This window comes from Micromonospora sp. GCM10011541 (assembly GCF_042650725.1).
Lineage (GTDB): Bacteria > Actinomycetota > Actinomycetes > Mycobacteriales > Micromonosporaceae > Micromonospora > Micromonospora sicca.
The window spans coordinates 93,477-110,390 of the sequence record NZ_JBHSBP010000032.1; the positions used below are offsets into that span (position 1 = coordinate 93,477).

Consider the following 16,914-nt stretch of genomic DNA (forward strand, 5'->3'; position numbering starts at 1 on the left):
GCCTCGTGGCGCTCGCGGTCGTTGCCCGGCTCGCCCGTCACAGCGTCTCCTCCTCGAAGTGCTCCAGGAGCAGCTTTCCGACCTGCTCTGGCTGCTCCACGTTGGCCAGGTGCGCCGCATGGTTGATCACGGCCAGTCGGGCCGCCGGGATCCGCTCGACGATCCGGGCGGCGTGCTCCACAGGGGTGGCGGGGTCGTCCGCGCCGGCGATGACCAGCGTCGGCGACGGCACCTTGGCCAGGTCGGCGCGGAGGTCCATCGCGGCGATTGCCTCGCAGCAGCCGGCGTAGCCGGCGGCGGGCGTGGCCGTCAACCTGGCCTGGTGCTCGGCGACCAGTCGCGGGCGGGATTCCGCGAAGGCCGGAGTGAACCAGCGGGCCACCACGGCGTCGGCGATCGCCTCCAGGCCGGCCGCGCGTACCGTCGCCGCCCGCTGCCGCCAGCCCTCCGCCGGGCCGAGCGACGCCGACGTGCAGAGCAGCGCGAGCCGGTCCACCCGGTCGGGGGCGTGCGCGGCGAGCCACATGCCGACCATGCCGCCGAGGGAGAGCCCGGCGTAGTGCACCCGGGGCGCGTCCAGGTCGTCGAGGAGGGACAGCACCTCCCGGCCGAGCAGGTCGATGCCGTACGGGCCCGGTGGCACCGCCGAGCGGCCGTGGCCGAGATGGTCGTACCGGATCACGCGGTAGCGGGCGGCGAGCCCGGCCAGCTGCGGCGCCCACATGGCACCGGTGGTGCCGAGGGAGCTGCCGAGCACGAGGACCGGCGCGTCGGGCGGTCCGTCCACGGTGGCGTGCAGGCGGGACGTCACGATGCCTCCTCCGTCCGGTACGCGGCCAGCGCCCGGTCGACGAAGAGCCCCGCCGACCCGAGCCAGCCGTGCGGGTCGAGTGCCTCACCGATCTCGGGCTCGCTCAGGTGCGCCCGTACGTCGGGATCGGCATACAGCGCGTCGCGGAACGGCGGTCGTCGGGCGGCCCGGGCGACGGCGTCGTGCGCGCCGCTGCGGCCGAGCGCGCGGGCCAGCCGCGCGGCGACGGCCTCGGCCAGCACCAGGCCGGCGGTGGCATCGAGGTTCGCCCGCATCCGGTCCGGGCGGACCTCCAGGCCGTCCAGCATCCGGGCGGTACGGGCGGCCGCGCCGCCGGCCAGGTGCAGCAGGTCGAGCAGGGGCTCCCACTCGGCGTGCCAGGCGCCGGTGGCCCGCTCGTGCTCCTGCACGGCTGCGGCCAACACCGTGGCGACGAGACCGGGTGCGCGCCGGGACGCGGCGGTGACGAGGACGGAGTGGACGGGGTTGCGCTTGTGCGGCATCGCCGACGAGCCACCCCGGCCGGCACCGCCCTCAGCGACCTCGCCGACCTCCGTCTGGGCGAGCAGCCCGACGTCGAGCGCGACCTTGCCAGTGGCGGCGAGCAGCCCGCCGAGCACGGCGGCCAGATCGAGCAGGGGCTGGCGGCGGGTGTGCCAGGGCATCGGGCTCGTGGCGAGGCCCAGGCGCCCGGCGTACCGCTCGGCCACCGCCGCTCCGGCCGGTCCGAACGTGGCAAGCGTGCCGACCGCGCCGCCGAGCTGGGCCGGCAGCGCCGCCCGCACCTGGCGCAGCCGGGTGCGCGCCTCGACCAGCCCGATCAGCCAGCCGGCGGCCTTGAGCCCGAACGTGGTGGGCGCGGCCTGCTGCCCGAGTGTGCGGCCGACCATGACGGTGTCGCGGTGGGCCTCGGCGAGCCGGACCGCGGCGTCGGCGGCGGCGTCGAGGTGGCCCAGCAGCGGCCCGGCCGCGCGCACCGCCACCAGGACGAGCGCGGTGTCGAGGATGTCCTGGCTGGTCGCCCCGAGGTGCACCCAGGCCCGGGCGTCCTCGGGCACCGCCGCGGTCAGCGCCCTGACCAGCGGGACGACCGGGTTGCCGGCGTCCTCGGCCGCGCGACCGAGTTCCGCGGGGTCGTACCGGTCGGCGCGGCAGTGCGCCGCGATCGCCTGGGCCGCCGGCCGGGGCGTCACGCCGCAGTCGGCAGCGGCGCCGACGAGGGCGGCCTCCGCGTCGAGCATCGCCTGGAGCAGGGCCCGGTCGGTGAGCTCGGCGTCGACACCGGGGTCACGGGAGAGGCCGCCGAGCAGCCCGTCAGACGGCGAAGAAGATGGTCTCATGCTCGCCCTGCAGGTGGATGTCGAAGCGCAGCCCGTCCGCCGCCTCGCTCGCGAGCAGCGTATGGCGTCGGTCGGGGTCGACGCTGCGCAGCACCGGATCGGCGTCGTTGGCCGGCTCGTCCGGGAAGTAGAGCCGGGTGACGACGCGGTGCAGCAGCCCCCTCGCGAAGACCGACAGGTTGAGGTGCGGCGCCTCGGTGCCGCCGTCCGGGGCGGGCAGTGCGCCCGGCTTGACGGTCAGCATCTCGTACCACCCCTGCGCGTCGGTGGCGCTGCGCCCGAAGCCCCGGAACCCGGCCACGGACGGCGGTTGCGCCCCGCGCGGGTCGTCCGGGTGGTCGAACCGGCCGTCCGGATCGGCCTGCCAGGTCTCCACCATCCCGTCCGCGACGGGATTGCCGGCGCCGTCGAAGACCTGCCCGCGAATCCAGAACGCGCCCGGGGTGTCGTCCAGGACGACGTACGGGCCGTCGGGCCAGAGCAGGCCGATGTGCAGGTACGGCCCGACCGTCTGCGACGGGGTCACACCCAGCCGGTCACTCATCGTCGTCCTCGTCCTCGAAGGGGATGCTCTCCCGGCCGCGCAGCACGATGTCGAACTCGTAGGCCAGCGCCCACTCGGGCTGGGTGGTCGCGTGGTCGTAGCGCGCGATCATCCGTTCCCGGGCCTTCGGATCGCGGACCGAGTTGAAGATCGGGTCCTGGAAGAAGAGCGGGTCGCCGGGGAAGTACATCTGCGTCACCAGCCGCTGGGTGAAGGCGCGGCCGAAGAGGGAGAAGTGGATGTGCGCGGGCCGCCAGGCGTTGTCGTGGTTCTTCCACGGGTACGCGCCCGGCTGCACGGTAACCAAGCGGTAGCGCCCCCGGTCGTCGGTGAGCACCCGCCCCACCCCGTCGAAGTTCGGGTCGAGCGGGGCCGGCCAGTTGTCCACCGCGTGCCGGTAGCGCCCGGCGGCGTTGGCCTGCCAGATCTCCACCAGGGTGTGCGGCACCGGACGGCCGTCGCCGTCGAGCACCCGGCCGTGCACGATGATCCGCTGCCCCAGCGGCTCTCCGTCGTGCTGCCGGGTCAGATCGTGATCGAGCTCGCCGAGCCGCCCCTCCCCTAGCAGCGGCCCGGTGACCTCGGTGAGCCGCTGCGGCAGGTAGGTCAGCGGCTGCCGCGGCGACCGCAACACTGTCGACTTGTAGCCGGGGCTGAGCAGGGACGGATGGGCGTCGGTGTCGTCGGGCCGGTACCGGGGCAGCAGCAGGCCGCTGTCGGTCCGGTCGACCGTCTCATGGGTCATCGTCCTCTCCCGTCAGGCTTCCAGCACTACGGCCAGCCGCTGGCCGACTCCGATGCAGATCGCGGCGAGTCCTCGCCCGCCGCCGCGGCGGCGCAGTTGCCAGGCCAGTGAGCCGAGGATCCGCGACCCGGACGAGCCCAGCGGGTGCCCGAGGGCGATCGCCCCGCCCTGGGGGGTTGACGATGTCCGGGTCAAGGTCGGGCCACTCCGCGAGGCAGGCGACGGACTGCGCGGCGAACGCCTCGTTGAGTTCGACCACCTCGAGGTCGCCCCAGCCGATCCCGGCCCGCCGCAGGGCCTCCTCGGCGGCGGCCACCGGGCCGATGCCGAACAGGTGCGGCTCGATCGCGCGGTGACCGCCCGGGAGACGATCCGCGCCAACGGCGTCCGCCCGATCGCGTCGGCGCCCGCGCCGTTGGCATCACCGAGCAGCACGTCGTCGATGCGGGCCGGGTCGAGCCCGGGGTTGCGCCGGACCACCTCCCACACGACGTGCGCGGCGAGGTCGTCCGGGCGGACGCCGGCCAGGCCGCCGCCGTACCGGCCGATCGGCGTCCAGACCGCGTCGAGGATGTGGACGTCTCTGCTCACCCTCGGGCTCCCTTCTTCGTCGCCTCCAAGGCCCGCAGTACCGCGAGCTCGCGCGCGGTCGGCGGCTCACCCGTGCTCAACTGCTCGGCGACGGCGAGGTCCCAGCCGGTGGCCGCCCGCGCCTGGTCGACGGTGACGCCGGGGTGCAGGCGGGTCAGGGTCAGCTCGCTGGTGTCGGGGTCCGGCTCCAGGACGCCGAGGTCGCTGATCACCGCCCGAGGGCCGCCACCGCGCAGGCCGAGCCGTTCCCGGTCGCCCGGCCCGCTGCCGTAGCCCACCGAGGTGACGAAGTCGACCCGGTCGATGAACGTCCGCAGCCTCTGCCGGACGACCACCACGACCTCGCCGCAGGACGCGGCGATCTCGGGAGCGCCTCCGGCCCCGGGCAGCCGGACCTTCGGGTCGTCGTAGTCGCCCCCGATGACCGTGGTGTTGATGTTGCCGTACCGGTCGAGCTGCGCGGCACCGAGGAAACCGACGTCGATCCGGCCGGGTTGCAGCCAGTAGTTGAAGACCTCGGGCACGGAGACCACCGCATCAGCGGTATCGGCGAGGATCCCGTCGCCGATCGACAGGGGAAGCCGGTCGGGCTTGGCGCCGAGGCAGCCTGACTCGTAGATGAGCACGAGGTTCGGCGCGTGGGTGGCCCTTGCGAGGTTGGCCGCCGTACTGGGCAGGCCGATCCCGACGAAGCAGGCGGCCCCGTCCCGCAACTGGCGGGCAGCCGCCACCGTCATCATCTCGTCGGCGGTGTATTCGGCGCTCACGCCTGCACCTCCGCCTTCAGCACGTGCTCCTCCAGCCAATCGCGGAAGGTGTGGCGGTCCCGGCTGATCGCGTCCCAGGCCACGTAGAAGTCGTTGTCCCGCACGGAGTAGCCTTGGGCGTACGACGGGTGCGAGCCGCCCGGCACCTCGGCCACCGCGGTGACCGCCCAGCCGGGCAGCACGACCTGGCCGGGTACGGGTTCGAGCTCATCGACGATCTCCTCGACGGTGACCAGGGACCGGTGCGCGGCGAGCACGGCCTCCTTCTGCACTCCGGTGATGCCCCACATCTGCACGTTGCCGGCCCGGTCGGCACGCTGGGCGTGCACCACCGTGACGTCGGGACGCAGCGCCGGCACCGCGGTGAGGGTCTCTCCCGTGAACGGGCACGTGATGGTGCGGATGTTGGTGGTGTGCCGGGGCAGGTCGGTGCCGGTGTAGCCACGCAGCACCGCGAACGGCAGTCCCGATGCCCCGGCCACGTAACGGTTCGCCATCCCCGCGTGGCTGTGTTCCTCGAGTTCCAGCGGCACCGGCCAGGCGTTCTGCACGGCGTCGCGGAAGCGGTGCAGCGATCCGACGCCCGGGTTGCCGCCCCAGGAGAAGATGAGGCGGCGGGCGCAGCCGGCACCGATGAGCTGGTCGTAGATGACGTCGGGTGTCATCCGGACGAGGGTCAGGTCCTGCCGGCCCTGACGGATGATCTCGTGTCCGGCGGCGAACGGGATGAGGTGCGTGAACCCTTCCAGGGCCACCACATCGCCGTCGCGGACCAGGTCCGCCACGCCCTCGGCCAGCGAGACGAGCTTCGCCATGAGCCTCCCCGCCTCCTGCATCGTCGACAGACCGTTGTTCGCTATGCGTACTGTCGTCCTTATATCGAACATAATCCCGGGGGTTGCGCTCCGTCAACGCCGACCGCCCAGGGTCGAGCGCTCCATATCAATGACCGGCGACGCCACAATTACGACGACGAATCGGCAGCAACCACGGACACGGCGTCGTCGGACGAACTACGCGTAATCGTCCCGCCGGACCCGCCAGGATTCGGACCGGCCGCTGCGCGCGCCCTCCTGCGCGTTCTCGTCGCGGTACACCGCAACGCTCGGATGCCGATCATGATGCTGTGGAGGAACATGACCCTTGACCAGGAACGCCTAAGACACGACCTCGCGGAGGAGAGCTTCGAACCCCCGAGGCTCTCCTCCGCTTTCTACGGCCGCGTCTCCACCGAGGACAGCCAGGACCCGGAGTCGTCCCGACACCGACAACTGTCGCTGGCTCGCACGCTGATCACACCAAAGGTGGGGTGATCAGCGAGGAGTTCTTCGACGTGGGCCACGGCCGAGCTCTGCCATGACAGCGTCGCCCGGAAGCCAGCCGGCTGCTCGCCGCGTTGCGCAACCCGCGGCATGGTTTCACGGCAGCTGATGTCGATGATCGCCTCCGCCGAGGACGGCGAGGCGTGCGTGTGCGACCTGACGCCGCATTCGACCTGGCCGGGCCGACCATCCCCACCACCTCAAGGCGCTGCGCGAGCCGGGCCTGGACCGCAACAGCGATTCGCATCAGCTCCCGCCCCCGCACTGCATAGCCGATTCGCCGGGTCGACCGGCGCCTTGTCCGCGCCACCAATCCGCACCGAAGGAAGGCTCCTGATGTCCGATAAGCCCAGCGTCCTGTTCGTCTGCGTCCACAACGCCGGCCGGTCCCAGATGGCCGCCGGCTGGCTGCGCCACCTCGCCGGCGACACCGTGGAGGTCCGCTCCGCCGGTTCCGCCCCCACCGAGAACGCCGCCGCCGTCGAGGCCATGCGCGAGGTCGGCATCGACATCGCCTACCAGACCCCGAAGCTGCTTGAGTACGAGACCGCGGAGTCCTCCGACGTCATCATGACCATGGGCTGCGGCGATGCCTGCCCGGTCTTCCCGGGCAAGCGCTACGAGGACTGGAAGCTCGAGGACCCGGCCGGCAAGGGCATCGAAGCCGTCCGCCCCATCCACGACGAGATCCGGGCACGGGTGGAGCAGCTGCTCGCCGAGCTGCCTCACACCACCTGACGACCCGTCTCCGCCGCCCCTCCGCCGGTCACCACCAGCGAAGACGAGGGTTTGATCAGTTTTTCCAGCAGTCGGTGCGTCGCTGGGTGATCAGGTTCGTGTGGAGGCACGATGGGTGGGTGGATGTGCAGCTGTTAGTGAGCGTCCGGGAACTTCGGTCACCAGTTGCCGGTGCGGGCGAGTCGGCGTGACATTGTCATGATCATGGCGATGTAGATCATGTACCGACAACAGCATCGACGCCATCGCCCAGGCGGCTGGTATGGGAACCGCCACGACGCTGCGCCGACACTTCAACCGCACCGTCGGTGTACCTCCGGACGCCTACCGTCGCACCTTCCGCAGCGCCTGGCCCTCAGCGTCGGCCTGAAATTACGGCCAGAAACAGAAACGGTGCACACCATCATCGATCTTGGCGTGCACCGTTGGGATTCTGTTGACGTCCGAGAACTGACGTCGACCACGAATCCATGATCGCCGTTTGTGGCCAACTACAACTGGGGCCCGGCTAGCTGTGCTGCGCGGCCCAGATGACCGAATCCAATGGCGGACGAGCCCCGGTCGATCGCTGGTGGATCGACCGGGGCTCGTCGTTCGAAGCCGGGTCAGGCGAGGTCGAACCGGTCGAGTTCCATGACCTTGGTCCAGGCTGCGACGAAGTCGGCCACGAACTTGTCGCGGGCATCCTGGCTGGCGTAGACCTCCGCGAGGGCCCGTAGCTGGGAGTTGGAGCCGAAGATGAGGTCGACCGCGGTGGCGGTCCACCTCACCTCATCGGTGGCCAGGTCCCGGATCTCGTATACGTGCTCGTCGGACTCCGACGCCTTCCAACGGGTGCCCGGGGAGAGCAGATTGGTGAAGAAGTCGTTGGTGAGCACGCCGGGCCGGTCGGTGAGGACGCCGTGCTGCGTGCCGCCGACGTTTGCCTCGAGGGAGCGCAGGCCACCGATGAGGACGGTCATCTCGGGCGCGGTCAGGTTGAGCATGTAGGCACGGTCGACGAGCAGCACCTCCGGCTGGGTCTTCTCGCCGGGACGCAGGTAGTTGCGGAACCCGTCGGCACGCGGCTCGAGGACCCGGAAGGACTCCACGTCGGTCTGCTCCTGAGTGGCGTCGGTGCGGCCCGGGCGGAACGGCACGCTCACCTCGACGCCGGCGTCGCGCGCCGCCTTCTCGACGGCGGCCGAGCCGGCCAGCACGATCAGGTCCGCGAGCGAGATCTTCGCGCCGCCGGCGGAGTTGAACTCCCGCTGGATGCCCTCGAGGGTCTCCAGGACCGTCGCGAGCTGCTCGGGCTGGTTAACCTCCCAGCTGCGCTGCGGCTCGAGACGGATCCGCGCGCCGTTGGCACCGCCGCGCTTGTCGGTGGACCGGAAGCTCGCGGCGGAGGCCCAGGCGGTGGAGACCAGCTGGGCGGTCGTGAGGCCGGACTCCAGGACCTTCGCCTTGAGGGCGGCGACGTCGGCGTCACCCACGAGCTCGTGGTCGACGGCCGGCACCGGGTCCTGCCACAGCTGGGGCTCCGGAACCCACGGCCCGAGGAAGCGGCTGACCGGACCCATGTCGCGGTGCAGCAGCTTGTACCAGGCCTTGGCGAACGCCAGCGCGAACTCGTCAGGGTTCTCCAGGAAGCGGCGCGAGATCTTCTCGTACGTCGGGTCGACGCGCAGCGCCAGATCGGTCGTGAGCATCGTCGGCTTGTGCTTCTTCGACGGGTCGTGGGCGTCCGGGATGATCGCCTCGGCATCCTTGGCGACCCACTGCTTCGCGCCGCCGGGGCTCGTGGTGAGCTCCCACTCGTAGGCGAAGAGGATCTCGAAGAAACGGTTGCTCCACTGCGTCGGCCGGTCGGTCCACGTCACCTCGAGACCGCTGGTGATCGTGTCCCCACCCTTGCCGCTGCCGTAGGTGCTCAGCCAGCCCAGGCCCTGCGCCTCCAGCGGAGCGGCCTCGGGCTCGGGGCCCACGTGGTCGTCGGCGACGCCGGCGCCGTGGGTCTTGCCGAAGGTGTGGCCACCGGCGATGAGGGCGACGGTCTCCTCGTCGTTCATCGCCATCCGGGCGAAGGTCTCGCGGATGAAGTGCGCCGCCGCGGCCGGGTCCGCGTTGCCGCGGGGGCCTTCCGGGTTGACGTAGATGAGACCCATTTCGGTCGCCCCGACGCCGGCCACCATCTCCTTCTCGGAGGCGTAGCGCTCGTCGCCGAGCCAGGTGTCCTCCGGACCCCAGAAGATCTCCTCGGGCTCCCAGACGTCCTCCCGGCCGAAGCCGAAGCCGAAGGTCTTGAAGCCCATCGACTCCAGGGCCACGTTGCCGGCGAGCACGAGCAGGTCGGCCCACGAGATCTTCTGGCCGTACTTCTGCTTGACCGGCCACAGCAGCCGGCGGGCCTTGTCGAGGTTGGCGTTGTCCGGCCAGCTGTTGAGCGGGGCGAACCGCTGACCACCGTCGCCGGCGCCGCCGCGACCGTCGTGGATGCGGTAGGTGCCCGCGGCGTGCCAGCTCATCCGGATCATCAGGCCGCCGTAGTGGCCGAAGTCGGCCGGCCACCAGTCCTGCGAGGTGGTGAGGACCTTGATGATGTCCTGCTTGAGGGCCTCGGCGTCGAGCTTGGCGAACTCCTTGGCGTAGCTGAAGCTCTCCCCCAGCGGGTTGCCCTTGGACGAATGGGCGTGCAGCACCGAGAGGTCGAGCTGGTTGGGCCACCAGTCCCGGTTGGTGCGCGGACGACCTCCGGTCTTCGGGGTCGGCGAGTCGATCGCCGGGTTCTCGCTCTCGCTGCCGTGCGCGGTCACGGAGTCGTGCGCGATCGGGCAGCCGGCCGCCTCCTTCTTGTCCACGCCTTGGGCGCTGGAGGGGGCGTTGTCCTGGATGTCGCTCATCTACTTCCTTCCGAACTGGCGGATCAGTGGGGAGGACCGTTCGGTCGCACAGTCGGGGCAGGTGCCCCAGTAGACGACCTCCGCCTCGTCGACCACGAAGCCGTGGTCGTCCGAGGCGGTGAGACAGGGAGCATGGCCGACAGCGCAGTCGACGTCGGCAATCGCGCCGCAGGAGCGGCACACGACATGGTGGTGGTTGTCCCCCACCCGGGACTCGTACCGGGCGGTCGCACCGGCAGGCTGGATGCGCCGCACCAGACCGGCGTCGGTGAGCGCACGCAGCACGTCGTACACCGCCTGGTGGGAGACCGTGGGCTGATCCGCCCGTACCAGGGCGATCACCCGGTCGGTGTCGATGTGCGGATGGTCGCGCAGCGCTGCGAGCACCGCCAACCGGGGCCGGGTCACCCGCAACGAGACCGCCCGCATCTGAGTCTCGAAGTCGGACGTCATGTGATGAACATAGTCCACTCTTTTGGAATGGATCAAGTTTTGTTTCGACTCAACCCGCACACCTTCGGCGCAGACCCGGTCGCTCACCCGGTAAAGCAGGCCCGGGCGGCCGGGTTGCGGCTGACCGGCGATGGCGGGCTGGCGCAGGAGCTCACGAGGCGGATCCTGGAATCAACGCGCGAGGTCAGCGACCACCCGGGCCATGACAAAGCCGACCCGGCAGGGAAGAACAGCCGGAACTCCCGCAACGACGTGGGTAGCCTTCCCCCTGAGATGTGGACACCCTGAGACTGGACGCTGGCCCAGAGGAAGGGGGTCCCCGTTGGAGCGCCCATCGAAGTACACGGAAGAGTTTCGGCGTGACGCGGTCGACCTGGTCCGCTCGTCGCAGCGGCCGATCAACCAGGTGGCGCGTGAGCTCGGGATGAGTTACCAGACGCTGCGGAACTAGGTCCGCGCGGCAGAATTCGGCAGCGCGGCGGGTCCGGCGGGTTCTGCTGGGGACGGGTTGTCGGTGGCGGACAAGGACGACGAGATCGCCCGGTTGCGCCGTGAGGTCGCTGAGCTGCGGCAGGAAAAGGAGATCCTGTGTAAGGCAGCCGCCTATTCCGCGAAGGAGATGGATCGGTGACCAGCCGCTTCCGGTTCATCTCCACCCACTGCGCCACCTGGGGCGTCAAGCGGCTGTGCCGGATGTCATCGGCGCGGCCGTCGCCTCCGACGTCGACTGCTCCCTTCCCCACCCCGCACGCATGGAAGGAAAATCATGACCAGCTCGGCACAACCACCGGCGGATGAAACCCCGACCGCCCGGCAGAAGCGGGTGTGGGACAAGACCGCACCCACCTATGACAAGAAGATAGCCCTCTTCGAGAAGATCTGGTTCGCCGGTGGGCGCCAGTGGCTCGGCCAGCGGGCTCACGGCCGCGTTCTCGAGGTCGCGATCGGCACCGGCCGCAACCTGCCCCACTACCGGTTCGGCACGTCGGTTACCGGTATCGAGCTGAGCCCGGCGATGCTGGCCATCGCCCGCGAGCGTGCCGCCGACCTCGGCCGTGCGGTGGAGCTGCGCGAAGGTGACGCCGAGCAGTTGCCCTTCGATGACGCCTCGTTCGACACAGTGGTGTGTGCGTTGTCGCTGTGCACCATCCCCGACCCCGCTATTGCAATCGCCGAGATGTACCGGGTCCTCGCACCGGGCGGCACGCTGCTGCTGGTGGACCACATCGCCAGCAGCTGGCCGCCGATCCGGGCCGCTCAGTGGCTGCTCGAACGAATCACGATCCGTGCAGCCGGGGAGCACTTCACCCGCCGCCAACTGCCCCTGGTCCAAGCCGCCGGATTCCAGATCGCCGAGACCGAACGGCTCAAGGCCGGCACCGTCGAGCGCATCCTCGCCCGCAAGCCGGCCGCACGCGACGCAGACGCATGAGCCTCCCGCACGCTGAAGGTGCGAGAGCGCTCGGATCGCAGCTCGGTGCGGGCCGCGAGGCCGACGTGTACGGGTACGGCGATGCCGCGGTGCCCAAGCTCTACCGTCCCGGCTTCGGCGGCCACCGCAACGAGACGACGGCCCTTCGATCGCTGGACGGTCATGGCGTCGCACCGAAGCTGGTCGAAGTCGTGGACTGCGACGGCCGCACCGGGTTGGTGGTGGAGCGCCTGGCCGGACCGGACATGCTGACGCATCTGCGACGGCGGCCGTGGCACGTCTACGCCGTCGCCCGTTCGCTGGCTGAGGCACATCTTGCCGTCCACGGCGTCCAGGCGCCTGCCGAGCTTGCCGACCTGCGCGAGGTCCTGGCCGCACGGGTCCGCGACGCCGCGCTGCCGCAGCATCTGCTCGACTTCGCGACTCGGCTGCTCGACGGCCTGCCGGACGGCGATCGTCTGTGCCACGGCGACTACCACCCAGGCAACGTGCTGCACGCCAAGGATCGGACCACAGTCATCGACTGGGGTGCCGCGACGCGCGGCGTGGCCGAGGCCGACCACGCGCGTACGCTCCTGCTGCTGCGCTGGGCCGATCCACTGCCCAGCACACCATTGCTGTCGCGGGCGCTGATCGCAACTGGCCGGTCGCTGCTGGCTGACGCCTACGGGCGGGCCTACCGGCGCGACTCGCCGCCGTTGCGGCACACCAGGTCGTGGCTGGTGGTGCACGCCGCAGCGCGGCTGAGCGAAGGCATCCGGGCCGAATGAGACATGCTGATCGGTCGTCTCGAACGCGCCCTGCACAGGGGCCCACCTGAACGGCTCAGCGGTGCACCTGTCACGCCCAGTTGATGCGCTGGCGCAGCAGCGACTGCTCGGCCGGGTTCGCGGTCAGCTTCGGCGCCCGCGCGTCCGCCGCACGCGCGTCGTCGGCGCGGCCGAGATCGCGCAGCAGTTCTGCCCTCGTGGCGTGCCAGAGGTGATGGCCGGACAGCGGCTCGGCGAGCTCGTCGACTGCGGACAATGCCGCCTGCGGCCCGGCCACATAACGCAGCGCCACAGCGCGGTGCAGCTTGGTGACCGTGACGGCGCCAGGCCGTCGTGCATGGTGTACAGCAGCAGGATCTGTTCCCCGTCGGTGTCGGCCCACCGGCGTGCCTCGGCGTGCACGGCCACGATCGCGGCCTGCAGCTGGTACGGGCCCGGTCTCTTGAACGCGGCGGCTTTGGCGATCAGACGGGTCGCGTTGGCGATCATCTGCTGGTCCCAGAGGGTGCGATCGGGAAGCCCGGCCGGCAGTCGTGGTCGGCATGGCGACCTCGGGAACGGGTACGGGTCGGACCATGACGAATCCGATCCGACTGCAGAGGTACCTCGGCGGCGTCGACTATCCGGTCGACAAGCGAACCCTGGTGCAGCACGCCCGTGACAACGGGGCAGACGAGGAGGCGGTCCGTACCCTGGAAAGTCTTCCAGCCAACCGCTTCAACTCGCCGAACGACGTCAGCGAAGCATTCGGAAACCGATGAACCCTCTCGAGGTGGCCCCGCCGAGCGCCGGGGACAGCTCGATCCGGTAAACGTCCCGTGCGGTCGAATCTCCGGTGCCGGCTGCCGTGGTCGGAAAGACGGAACGCGCCGGCCCGGCCAGGAGGATCAGAGCGGGCGGATTCGGAAGCCTGGCGTAACTGTCAGCTGTCGGACGTGTCTTGTGAGTTGTCCGCACGTTGTCGGCTGAGGAAGAAGGCGCCGAGGGCGCCAGCGAGGGTGGCGAACACCACGGCGGAATATGCGGCCAGTACCAGCTCCAGGACCTGCGCGAATGTGTCGGGCGGTGAGCGGTTCGCCGGTGATGGTGGTCAGGGTGACGTCGTGCAGGGCCTTGCCGTACATGCGGTAGGAGCCGGTCAGCACCAGCAGTTGCCCGGCGGCGAGGATCAACGACAGGGTGACCACGGCCAGCCATGCCAGCCGGTCGGTGAGCAACCGGCCTGCGGATCGGGAGCCGCGGACCGCGGCGGCGACCACGCCGGTGCCGCGGACGGCGCGCAGCGCGGTGGCGGCGCGGGCGAACCGCAGGAACGGTACGGCCAGGAAGATCAGCTGCCACCAGTTACGTTTCCAGAACTCCCGCGCCGTGTGGCGGGCGAGCCAGGCGCGTAGCGCGAACTCGGCGATGAACACCGCCCACAGCACCCAACTCGCGACTGTGAGCACCGTGGCGAGCGGCTGGTCGTGCGCCAGCGCCTGGCCGAGCAACACCAGCAGGAACAGGATGCCGAGGACACCCATCGGCTTGTCGAGGCGGCGGGCGAGGCCGTTGAGACGAGCGTCGTCCGCGTCGCGCCCCTGCCGATGCCGCGAGCGCTCGTCAGATCCTGGTGCTCGGTCGGTACCCCCCCGGCAGCGTAGCCGCTTTCTGTGGATGGGTACGAATCTTCCGCATGTCCGCCACGGTGGCGGTAGGCTTCTTTCTGGAGGAAGGAGAGTGAGCCGATGCCCGGCACGCCGGCAGACCAGGGCGTGGGCGCAACGGTGACCTCGACGATGGGGACGTGATCGCGGCCGACGGTGAAGGACTCCTGGCCGGAGCCGTCGACCTCGTACCCGCAGAACCGCATCCGGCGCCGCGCGAGGCGGGGTGGATCCGGTAGAGCCAGATCGGGGCGCGGAACAGCAACCGTCGCAGGCCGGTCGGAGGTACTGGATCAGCGATCTCGCGAACTACGCCAGCACCTCGCTGCCGTACGCCAGATGACCTTCACATCGCTCCTATACCCGGGCCGCTCGCCGGTCCGTCCTGTCACCCGGGGACGGTGAGAGCGGTAAATTCGGCCGCGGTGAGGGGCTGCTCCGAGAGGGAACCGTCCGCTCGCGGAACGCCCAGCGGCTGCCCGCGACGCGTGAACGCCACGGTGTCGATGTCGTCGCGAGCGACCATGGTGCGCACGATCTGCCCGAAGGCGAGGACCGCATCGCTGCGCCCACGGTTCGCACGGTGACGTACGAGGGCATCAACTGCTCACTTCCGACGGGCGCGGGCGGTGGCGCGGGCGTTGGCCTTCTCGATGGCCTCGACCAGGTCGTCCTTGTTCAGCTTCTGCGGGTCATCGATGCCGACCTTTCGCGCCACGTCGTCCAGGTGCCCCTTGCTCGCGTTGGCGTCCACCCCCTGAGCGGTGGGGCGCTCCCGGTCCCGAGATGCCGGGGTGCCCTGTGCCGCCTGCGGGTCCGAGGGGCCTTTGTGTTCCTTGGGCTCCCAATGGTCGCCGACCTTCTCGTGGGTGTGCTTCAACGACGCGTACGCCGTGCGGTGCGCGCGCTCCCCGTCGCCGTAAGTCTCCTCGGCCGACTCCAGGGTCTTCTTGTAGGTGCGGACCGCCTTGTCGTCCGAGCGCGAGATGGTCGACGGCACGTCGTCACGCATCTCCTCGGCCTGCTCGTGCTTGTCCGGCATGACGTCCTCCCGACCCTGCTGCCGGCTACCTGTTGAGTTCGTCGCGGGCCGCGTCGGCGCCGGTGGACACCACCCGGCCGGCGGTGGCGGACACCATGTCCCGCACCTCGTCCGCGAATTGCGCGGAGGTGCCACCCGCCGCGCGCAACTGCGCCAGCCCCATCCGCCCCAGCACCACGGCCGTGACCAGGTATCCGGCGGTGAGACCCGCGGCGGCCAGCCGGCGCGGCAGAATCGTCTCCAGCATGCGCAGCACGGTGGTCGACGCCGCCCCCGCGCCGAGCACCAGGCAGCCCCCCGCGGCGGCCAGCAGGGCGATGCCCAGCCCGGCCGGGCGGGCGGCCTCGGTCACCTGACTGCGGACGGCCCGGACCTCCTCCCGGACGACGTCCGCCACGTCCTCCGCCAGCCGCTCGGTCGGGCTGATTCTCCGCCCGTCGTGACGCGGTTGACCGGTCCCGTCGCTCATCGCTCCTCCACCTGCTGCTCGCGAACCCCAGTGGTACCCGGGCCGGACGGTCACACACCGCTGCGGAAGGTCTTCCCGCTCGTCGTGGAGCACGTGACATGCGGGCGTCTGGACCGGCTCGCGAGCTGTCCGCTCCGCGGGCGCGATCCACGCCGCCGGCGTCGTACCCCCGATCCCATAGCCGAGGACGATGACCCGGATTCGTGAGAATCTCGACCGGTGATCCCTCCCAACCGGCCGCGCGGGCACGCGCTGCGGGTGCTGCGGCTCTGCTCGACGTTCGAGATGCCGTCGGGGCGGCCCGACCCCCGTGCCGCCCGGTTCGACGCGATCGGGGGGATGCAGACCCACACGGGGGAACTGAGCCGCGCCCTCGACGCGCTCGGCGTGGCACAGCGGGTCGTGACGGCCTGGCGCCCGGGAGCCCCGCGGGTGGACCGCTTCGGACGGGCCGCCGTGGTGCTCCGCCTCGGGGTCCCGACCCGGCGCCTGCGGCAGTGTTACGCGCTGCCCGCCGCGCACGTCCTGAACCGGCTGGCCGCGGGGGTGTGCACCGCGTTGCGAGACCGATCCCCGGTGCCGCGTTGATGGCTTGCCTGAGGGGTGGCCATAGGTGAGGGCCCGTCCGTGAATATCGGCCTAGTGGTCGCGCGCATCGATGACGCCGCGGCTTCGCCGCAAGCGCGGAGCGCCAGCATGAGCACATAGGTGGCACGAGGTACGTCAACGACCTTTTTCCCGGAGGACGAGTAGCCGGTCCGACTCTTGGCGGGTGAGCCACGGCCGGGCGGGACGCGGGGGTCGGGGGCGTCCAGGACGGCTGTGGTCGGCCGCGCACCACTGCCGCCCAGGGAGTCATGTGCGCCGGTGGTCCTGTCGGCGTTACGTTCGATCCCTGGCTTAGCGACCGGCTTGCCTCCGCTGAGTCCGGCGGTAAGCAGGGCGGCAGTGGGGGCGCGGGTAGGAATCCAGCACACACGGGTAGCGCCGGATGTCAAGGCGCCGGGTGCTGGTGTGCCAGCGGCTGCCGGTCATCGGCCCAGCACGACCACGATTGCGGCGAGGCAAACGATCATCACGGTGATGCCGCCGAACGCGGCGTATGGCCACCACTCGCGCGGGTGCTGCTGTATCTGAGGCAGGGGACGGGTTGGCTGGTTCCACCAGGCAGGTGCCGGCCGGCTGGTGTTGATTGGCCAACGCGGTGGTGGGGTGCGGGGGTCGAATCGGCGATCATGGGGCCTCCGGCAGCGTCGGGGGTCGCTGTACGGGCAGGACATGGCGAGGCCGGACAGGACCGCAGGGAGGTGGGGGCCGCCGTCCCGCCCGGCCGAAGGGATGGCCATCCATCCCGTCTCTTGT

Annotated in this window: 20 protein-coding genes and 3 pseudogenes; 7 read left to right on the top strand and 16 right to left on the bottom strand. The window is 70.8% G+C overall.

The window, feature by feature from the left end:
- Nucleotides 1-37: 37 nt before the first annotated feature.
- The 9 genes and pseudogenes from pcaD to ACFOYX_RS13515 all read right to left on the bottom strand — a co-directional run bounded on the left by pcaD (nucleotide 38) and on the right by ACFOYX_RS13515 (nucleotide 5,613).
- A complete protein-coding gene (gene pcaD / locus ACFOYX_RS13475; RefSeq protein WP_322440858.1) occupies nucleotides 38-811 on the bottom strand; it encodes a 3-oxoadipate enol-lactonase in 774 nt (257 codons plus the stop codon).
- On the bottom strand, nucleotides 808-2,151 hold the full coding sequence (pcaB, locus tag ACFOYX_RS13480) for a 3-carboxy-cis,cis-muconate cycloisomerase (protein WP_322440857.1): 1,344 nt from the start codon (nucleotides 2,149-2,151) through the stop codon (nucleotides 808-810). The genes pcaD and pcaB overlap by 4 nt, the downstream gene beginning before the upstream one ends.
- Entirely contained in the window at nucleotides 2,126-2,695 is a 570-nt protein-coding gene (pcaG, locus tag ACFOYX_RS13485) for a protocatechuate 3,4-dioxygenase subunit alpha (RefSeq protein ID WP_322440856.1), read from the bottom strand. The genes pcaB and pcaG overlap by 26 nt, the downstream gene beginning before the upstream one ends.
- The gene (gene pcaH / locus ACFOYX_RS13490) at nucleotides 2,688-3,440 is read right to left on the bottom strand and encodes a protocatechuate 3,4-dioxygenase subunit beta (RefSeq protein ID WP_322440855.1); all 753 of its coding nucleotides are present in this window, start codon (nucleotides 3,438-3,440) and stop codon (nucleotides 2,688-2,690) included. Before pcaH ends, pcaG begins: the two co-directional genes overlap by 8 nt.
- Nucleotides 3,441-3,452: 12 nt before the next feature.
- A complete protein-coding gene (locus ACFOYX_RS13495; RefSeq protein WP_322440944.1) occupies nucleotides 3,453-3,635 on the bottom strand; it encodes a hypothetical protein in 183 nt (60 codons plus the stop codon).
- Nucleotides 3,636-3,666: 31 nt separating this feature from the next.
- Nucleotides 3,667-3,756, bottom strand: a pseudogene (locus ACFOYX_RS13500) (hypothetical protein); the annotation flags it as partial.
- A 134-nt stretch (nucleotides 3,757-3,890) separates the two neighbouring features.
- A pseudogene (locus tag ACFOYX_RS13505) lies at nucleotides 3,891-4,031 on the bottom strand (3-oxoadipyl-CoA thiolase); the annotation flags it as partial.
- Nucleotides 4,028-4,771, bottom strand: a complete 744-nt coding sequence (locus ACFOYX_RS13510) for a CoA-transferase subunit beta (protein WP_369292980.1) — start codon at nucleotides 4,769-4,771, stop codon at nucleotides 4,028-4,030. The gene ACFOYX_RS13510 and the pseudogene ACFOYX_RS13505, both read right to left, overlap by 4 nt.
- Before the next feature lie 23 nt (nucleotides 4,772-4,794).
- Complete coding sequence (locus ACFOYX_RS13515) at nucleotides 4,795-5,613, bottom strand: CoA transferase subunit A (RefSeq protein ID WP_322440853.1); 819 nt, start codon at nucleotides 5,611-5,613, stop codon at nucleotides 4,795-4,797.
- A gap of 321 nt (nucleotides 5,614-5,934) precedes the next feature.
- On the opposite strand from ACFOYX_RS13515, the gene ACFOYX_RS13520 reads away from it, so the two are divergent.
- Nucleotides 5,935-6,111 carry a hypothetical protein gene (locus ACFOYX_RS13520; RefSeq protein ID WP_322440852.1) on the top strand — a complete coding sequence of 59 codons (177 nt, stop codon included), beginning with the start codon at nucleotides 5,935-5,937 and terminating at the stop codon, nucleotides 6,109-6,111.
- A gap of 345 nt (nucleotides 6,112-6,456) precedes the next feature.
- Entirely contained in the window at nucleotides 6,457-6,858 is a 402-nt protein-coding gene (locus ACFOYX_RS13525; protein WP_322440851.1) for an arsenate reductase ArsC, read from the top strand.
- A gap of 605 nt (nucleotides 6,859-7,463) precedes the next feature.
- On the opposite strand, the gene katG is transcribed toward ACFOYX_RS13525, so the two are convergent.
- Together katG and ACFOYX_RS13535 are read right to left on the bottom strand one after the other, a co-directional pair.
- A complete protein-coding gene (gene katG / locus ACFOYX_RS13530; RefSeq protein ID WP_322440850.1) occupies nucleotides 7,464-9,740 on the bottom strand; it encodes a catalase/peroxidase HPI in 2,277 nt (758 codons plus the stop codon).
- On the bottom strand, nucleotides 9,741-10,193 hold the full coding sequence (locus ACFOYX_RS13535; protein ID WP_322440849.1) for a Fur family transcriptional regulator: 453 nt from the start codon (nucleotides 10,191-10,193) through the stop codon (nucleotides 9,741-9,743).
- 202 nt (nucleotides 10,194-10,395) lie between these two features.
- On the opposite strand from ACFOYX_RS13535, the gene ACFOYX_RS13540 reads away from it, so the two are divergent.
- From ACFOYX_RS13540 to ACFOYX_RS13550, 3 genes are all read left to right on the top strand, one after another.
- The gene (locus ACFOYX_RS13540) at nucleotides 10,396-10,644 is read left to right on the top strand and encodes a transposase (protein ID WP_369292976.1); all 249 of its coding nucleotides are present in this window, start codon (nucleotides 10,396-10,398) and stop codon (nucleotides 10,642-10,644) included.
- A 315-nt stretch (nucleotides 10,645-10,959) separates the two neighbouring features.
- Nucleotides 10,960-11,625, top strand: coding sequence for a methyltransferase domain-containing protein (locus ACFOYX_RS13545; protein WP_322440848.1), 666 nt, complete (start codon nucleotides 10,960-10,962; stop codon nucleotides 11,623-11,625).
- Entirely contained in the window at nucleotides 11,622-12,395 is a 774-nt protein-coding gene (locus tag ACFOYX_RS13550) for a phosphotransferase (protein ID WP_322440847.1), read from the top strand. The genes ACFOYX_RS13545 and ACFOYX_RS13550 overlap by 4 nt, the downstream gene beginning before the upstream one ends.
- A 70-nt stretch (nucleotides 12,396-12,465) precedes the next feature.
- Here ACFOYX_RS13550 and ACFOYX_RS13555 read toward each other — a convergent pair whose 3' ends face one another.
- Nucleotides 12,466-12,687 carry a hypothetical protein gene (locus tag ACFOYX_RS13555; protein WP_322440846.1) on the bottom strand — a complete coding sequence of 74 codons (222 nt, stop codon included), beginning with the start codon at nucleotides 12,685-12,687 and terminating at the stop codon, nucleotides 12,466-12,468.
- A gap of 283 nt (nucleotides 12,688-12,970) precedes the next feature.
- Here ACFOYX_RS13555 and ACFOYX_RS13560 point away from each other — a divergent pair, with 283 nt between their 5' ends.
- Nucleotides 12,971-13,156 carry a DUF2795 domain-containing protein gene (locus tag ACFOYX_RS13560; protein WP_109805567.1) on the top strand — a complete coding sequence of 62 codons (186 nt, stop codon included), beginning with the start codon at nucleotides 12,971-12,973 and terminating at the stop codon, nucleotides 13,154-13,156.
- A gap of 126 nt (nucleotides 13,157-13,282) precedes the next feature.
- Here ACFOYX_RS13560 and ACFOYX_RS13565 read toward each other — a convergent pair whose 3' ends face one another.
- The 4 genes and pseudogenes from ACFOYX_RS13565 to ACFOYX_RS13580 all read right to left on the bottom strand — a co-directional run bounded on the left by ACFOYX_RS13565 (nucleotide 13,283) and on the right by ACFOYX_RS13580 (nucleotide 15,552).
- Nucleotides 13,283-13,918 carry a hypothetical protein gene (locus tag ACFOYX_RS13565; protein WP_322440845.1) on the bottom strand — a complete coding sequence of 212 codons (636 nt, stop codon included), beginning with the start codon at nucleotides 13,916-13,918 and terminating at the stop codon, nucleotides 13,283-13,285.
- A 511-nt stretch (nucleotides 13,919-14,429) separates the two neighbouring features.
- Nucleotides 14,430-14,612, bottom strand: a pseudogene (locus ACFOYX_RS13570) (hypothetical protein); the annotation flags it as partial.
- Nucleotides 14,613-14,648: 36 nt separating this feature from the next.
- A complete protein-coding gene (locus tag ACFOYX_RS13575) occupies nucleotides 14,649-15,083 on the bottom strand; it encodes a ChaB family protein (protein WP_236648529.1) in 435 nt (144 codons plus the stop codon).
- 25 nt (nucleotides 15,084-15,108) lie between these two features.
- On the bottom strand, nucleotides 15,109-15,552 hold the full coding sequence (locus ACFOYX_RS13580) for a phage holin family protein (RefSeq protein ID WP_322440844.1): 444 nt from the start codon (nucleotides 15,550-15,552) through the stop codon (nucleotides 15,109-15,111).
- 219 nt (nucleotides 15,553-15,771) lie between these two features.
- Between ACFOYX_RS13580 and ACFOYX_RS13585 the strand changes: the two genes are divergently transcribed.
- Nucleotides 15,772-16,140: a hypothetical protein gene (locus ACFOYX_RS13585; RefSeq protein WP_322440843.1), complete on the top strand. Its 369-nt coding sequence runs from the start codon at nucleotides 15,772-15,774 to the stop codon at nucleotides 16,138-16,140.
- Nucleotides 16,141-16,914: the final 774 nt, after the last annotated feature.

What these genes read in the sequence shown, in the direction of transcription:
- pcaG (WP_322440856.1), bottom strand. Translation starts at nt 2,695, where the DNA reads ATGAGTGACCGGCTGGGTGTGACCCCGTCGCAGACGGTCGGGCCGTAC.
- katG (WP_322440850.1), bottom strand. Translation starts at nt 9,740, where the DNA reads ATGAGCGACATCCAGGACAACGCCCCCTCCAGCGCCCAAGGCGTGGAC.
- ACFOYX_RS13540 (WP_369292976.1), top strand. Translation starts at nt 10,396, where the DNA reads ATGACAAAGCCGACCCGGCAGGGAAGAACAGCCGGAACTCCCGCAACG.
- ACFOYX_RS13545 (WP_322440848.1), top strand. Translation starts at nt 10,960, where the DNA reads ATGACCAGCTCGGCACAACCACCGGCGGATGAAACCCCGACCGCCCGG.
- ACFOYX_RS13535 (WP_322440849.1), bottom strand. Translation starts at nt 10,193, where the DNA reads ATGACGTCCGACTTCGAGACTCAGATGCGGGCGGTCTCGTTGCGGGTG.
- ACFOYX_RS13575 (WP_236648529.1), bottom strand. Translation starts at nt 15,083, where the DNA reads ATGCCGGACAAGCACGAGCAGGCCGAGGAGATGCGTGACGACGTGCCG.
- ACFOYX_RS13515 (WP_322440853.1), bottom strand. Translation starts at nt 5,613, where the DNA reads ATGGCGAAGCTCGTCTCGCTGGCCGAGGGCGTGGCGGACCTGGTCCGC.
- pcaB (WP_322440857.1), bottom strand. Translation starts at nt 2,151, where the DNA reads ATGAGACCATCTTCTTCGCCGTCTGACGGGCTGCTCGGCGGCCTCTCC.
- ACFOYX_RS13525 (WP_322440851.1), top strand. Translation starts at nt 6,457, where the DNA reads ATGTCCGATAAGCCCAGCGTCCTGTTCGTCTGCGTCCACAACGCCGGC.
- ACFOYX_RS13520 (WP_322440852.1), top strand. Translation starts at nt 5,935, where the DNA reads ATGACCCTTGACCAGGAACGCCTAAGACACGACCTCGCGGAGGAGAGC.
- pcaH (WP_322440855.1), bottom strand. Translation starts at nt 3,440, where the DNA reads ATGACCCATGAGACGGTCGACCGGACCGACAGCGGCCTGCTGCTGCCC.
- ACFOYX_RS13565 (WP_322440845.1), bottom strand. Translation starts at nt 13,918, where the DNA reads ATGGGTGTCCTCGGCATCCTGTTCCTGCTGGTGTTGCTCGGCCAGGCG.
- ACFOYX_RS13510 (WP_369292980.1), bottom strand. Translation starts at nt 4,771, where the DNA reads ATGATGACGGTGGCGGCTGCCCGCCAGTTGCGGGACGGGGCCGCCTGC.
- ACFOYX_RS13560 (WP_109805567.1), top strand. Translation starts at nt 12,971, where the DNA reads ATGACGAATCCGATCCGACTGCAGAGGTACCTCGGCGGCGTCGACTAT.
- ACFOYX_RS13550 (WP_322440847.1), top strand. Translation starts at nt 11,622, where the DNA reads ATGAGCCTCCCGCACGCTGAAGGTGCGAGAGCGCTCGGATCGCAGCTC.
- ACFOYX_RS13580 (WP_322440844.1), bottom strand. Translation starts at nt 15,552, where the DNA reads ATGAGCGACGGGACCGGTCAACCGCGTCACGACGGGCGGAGAATCAGC.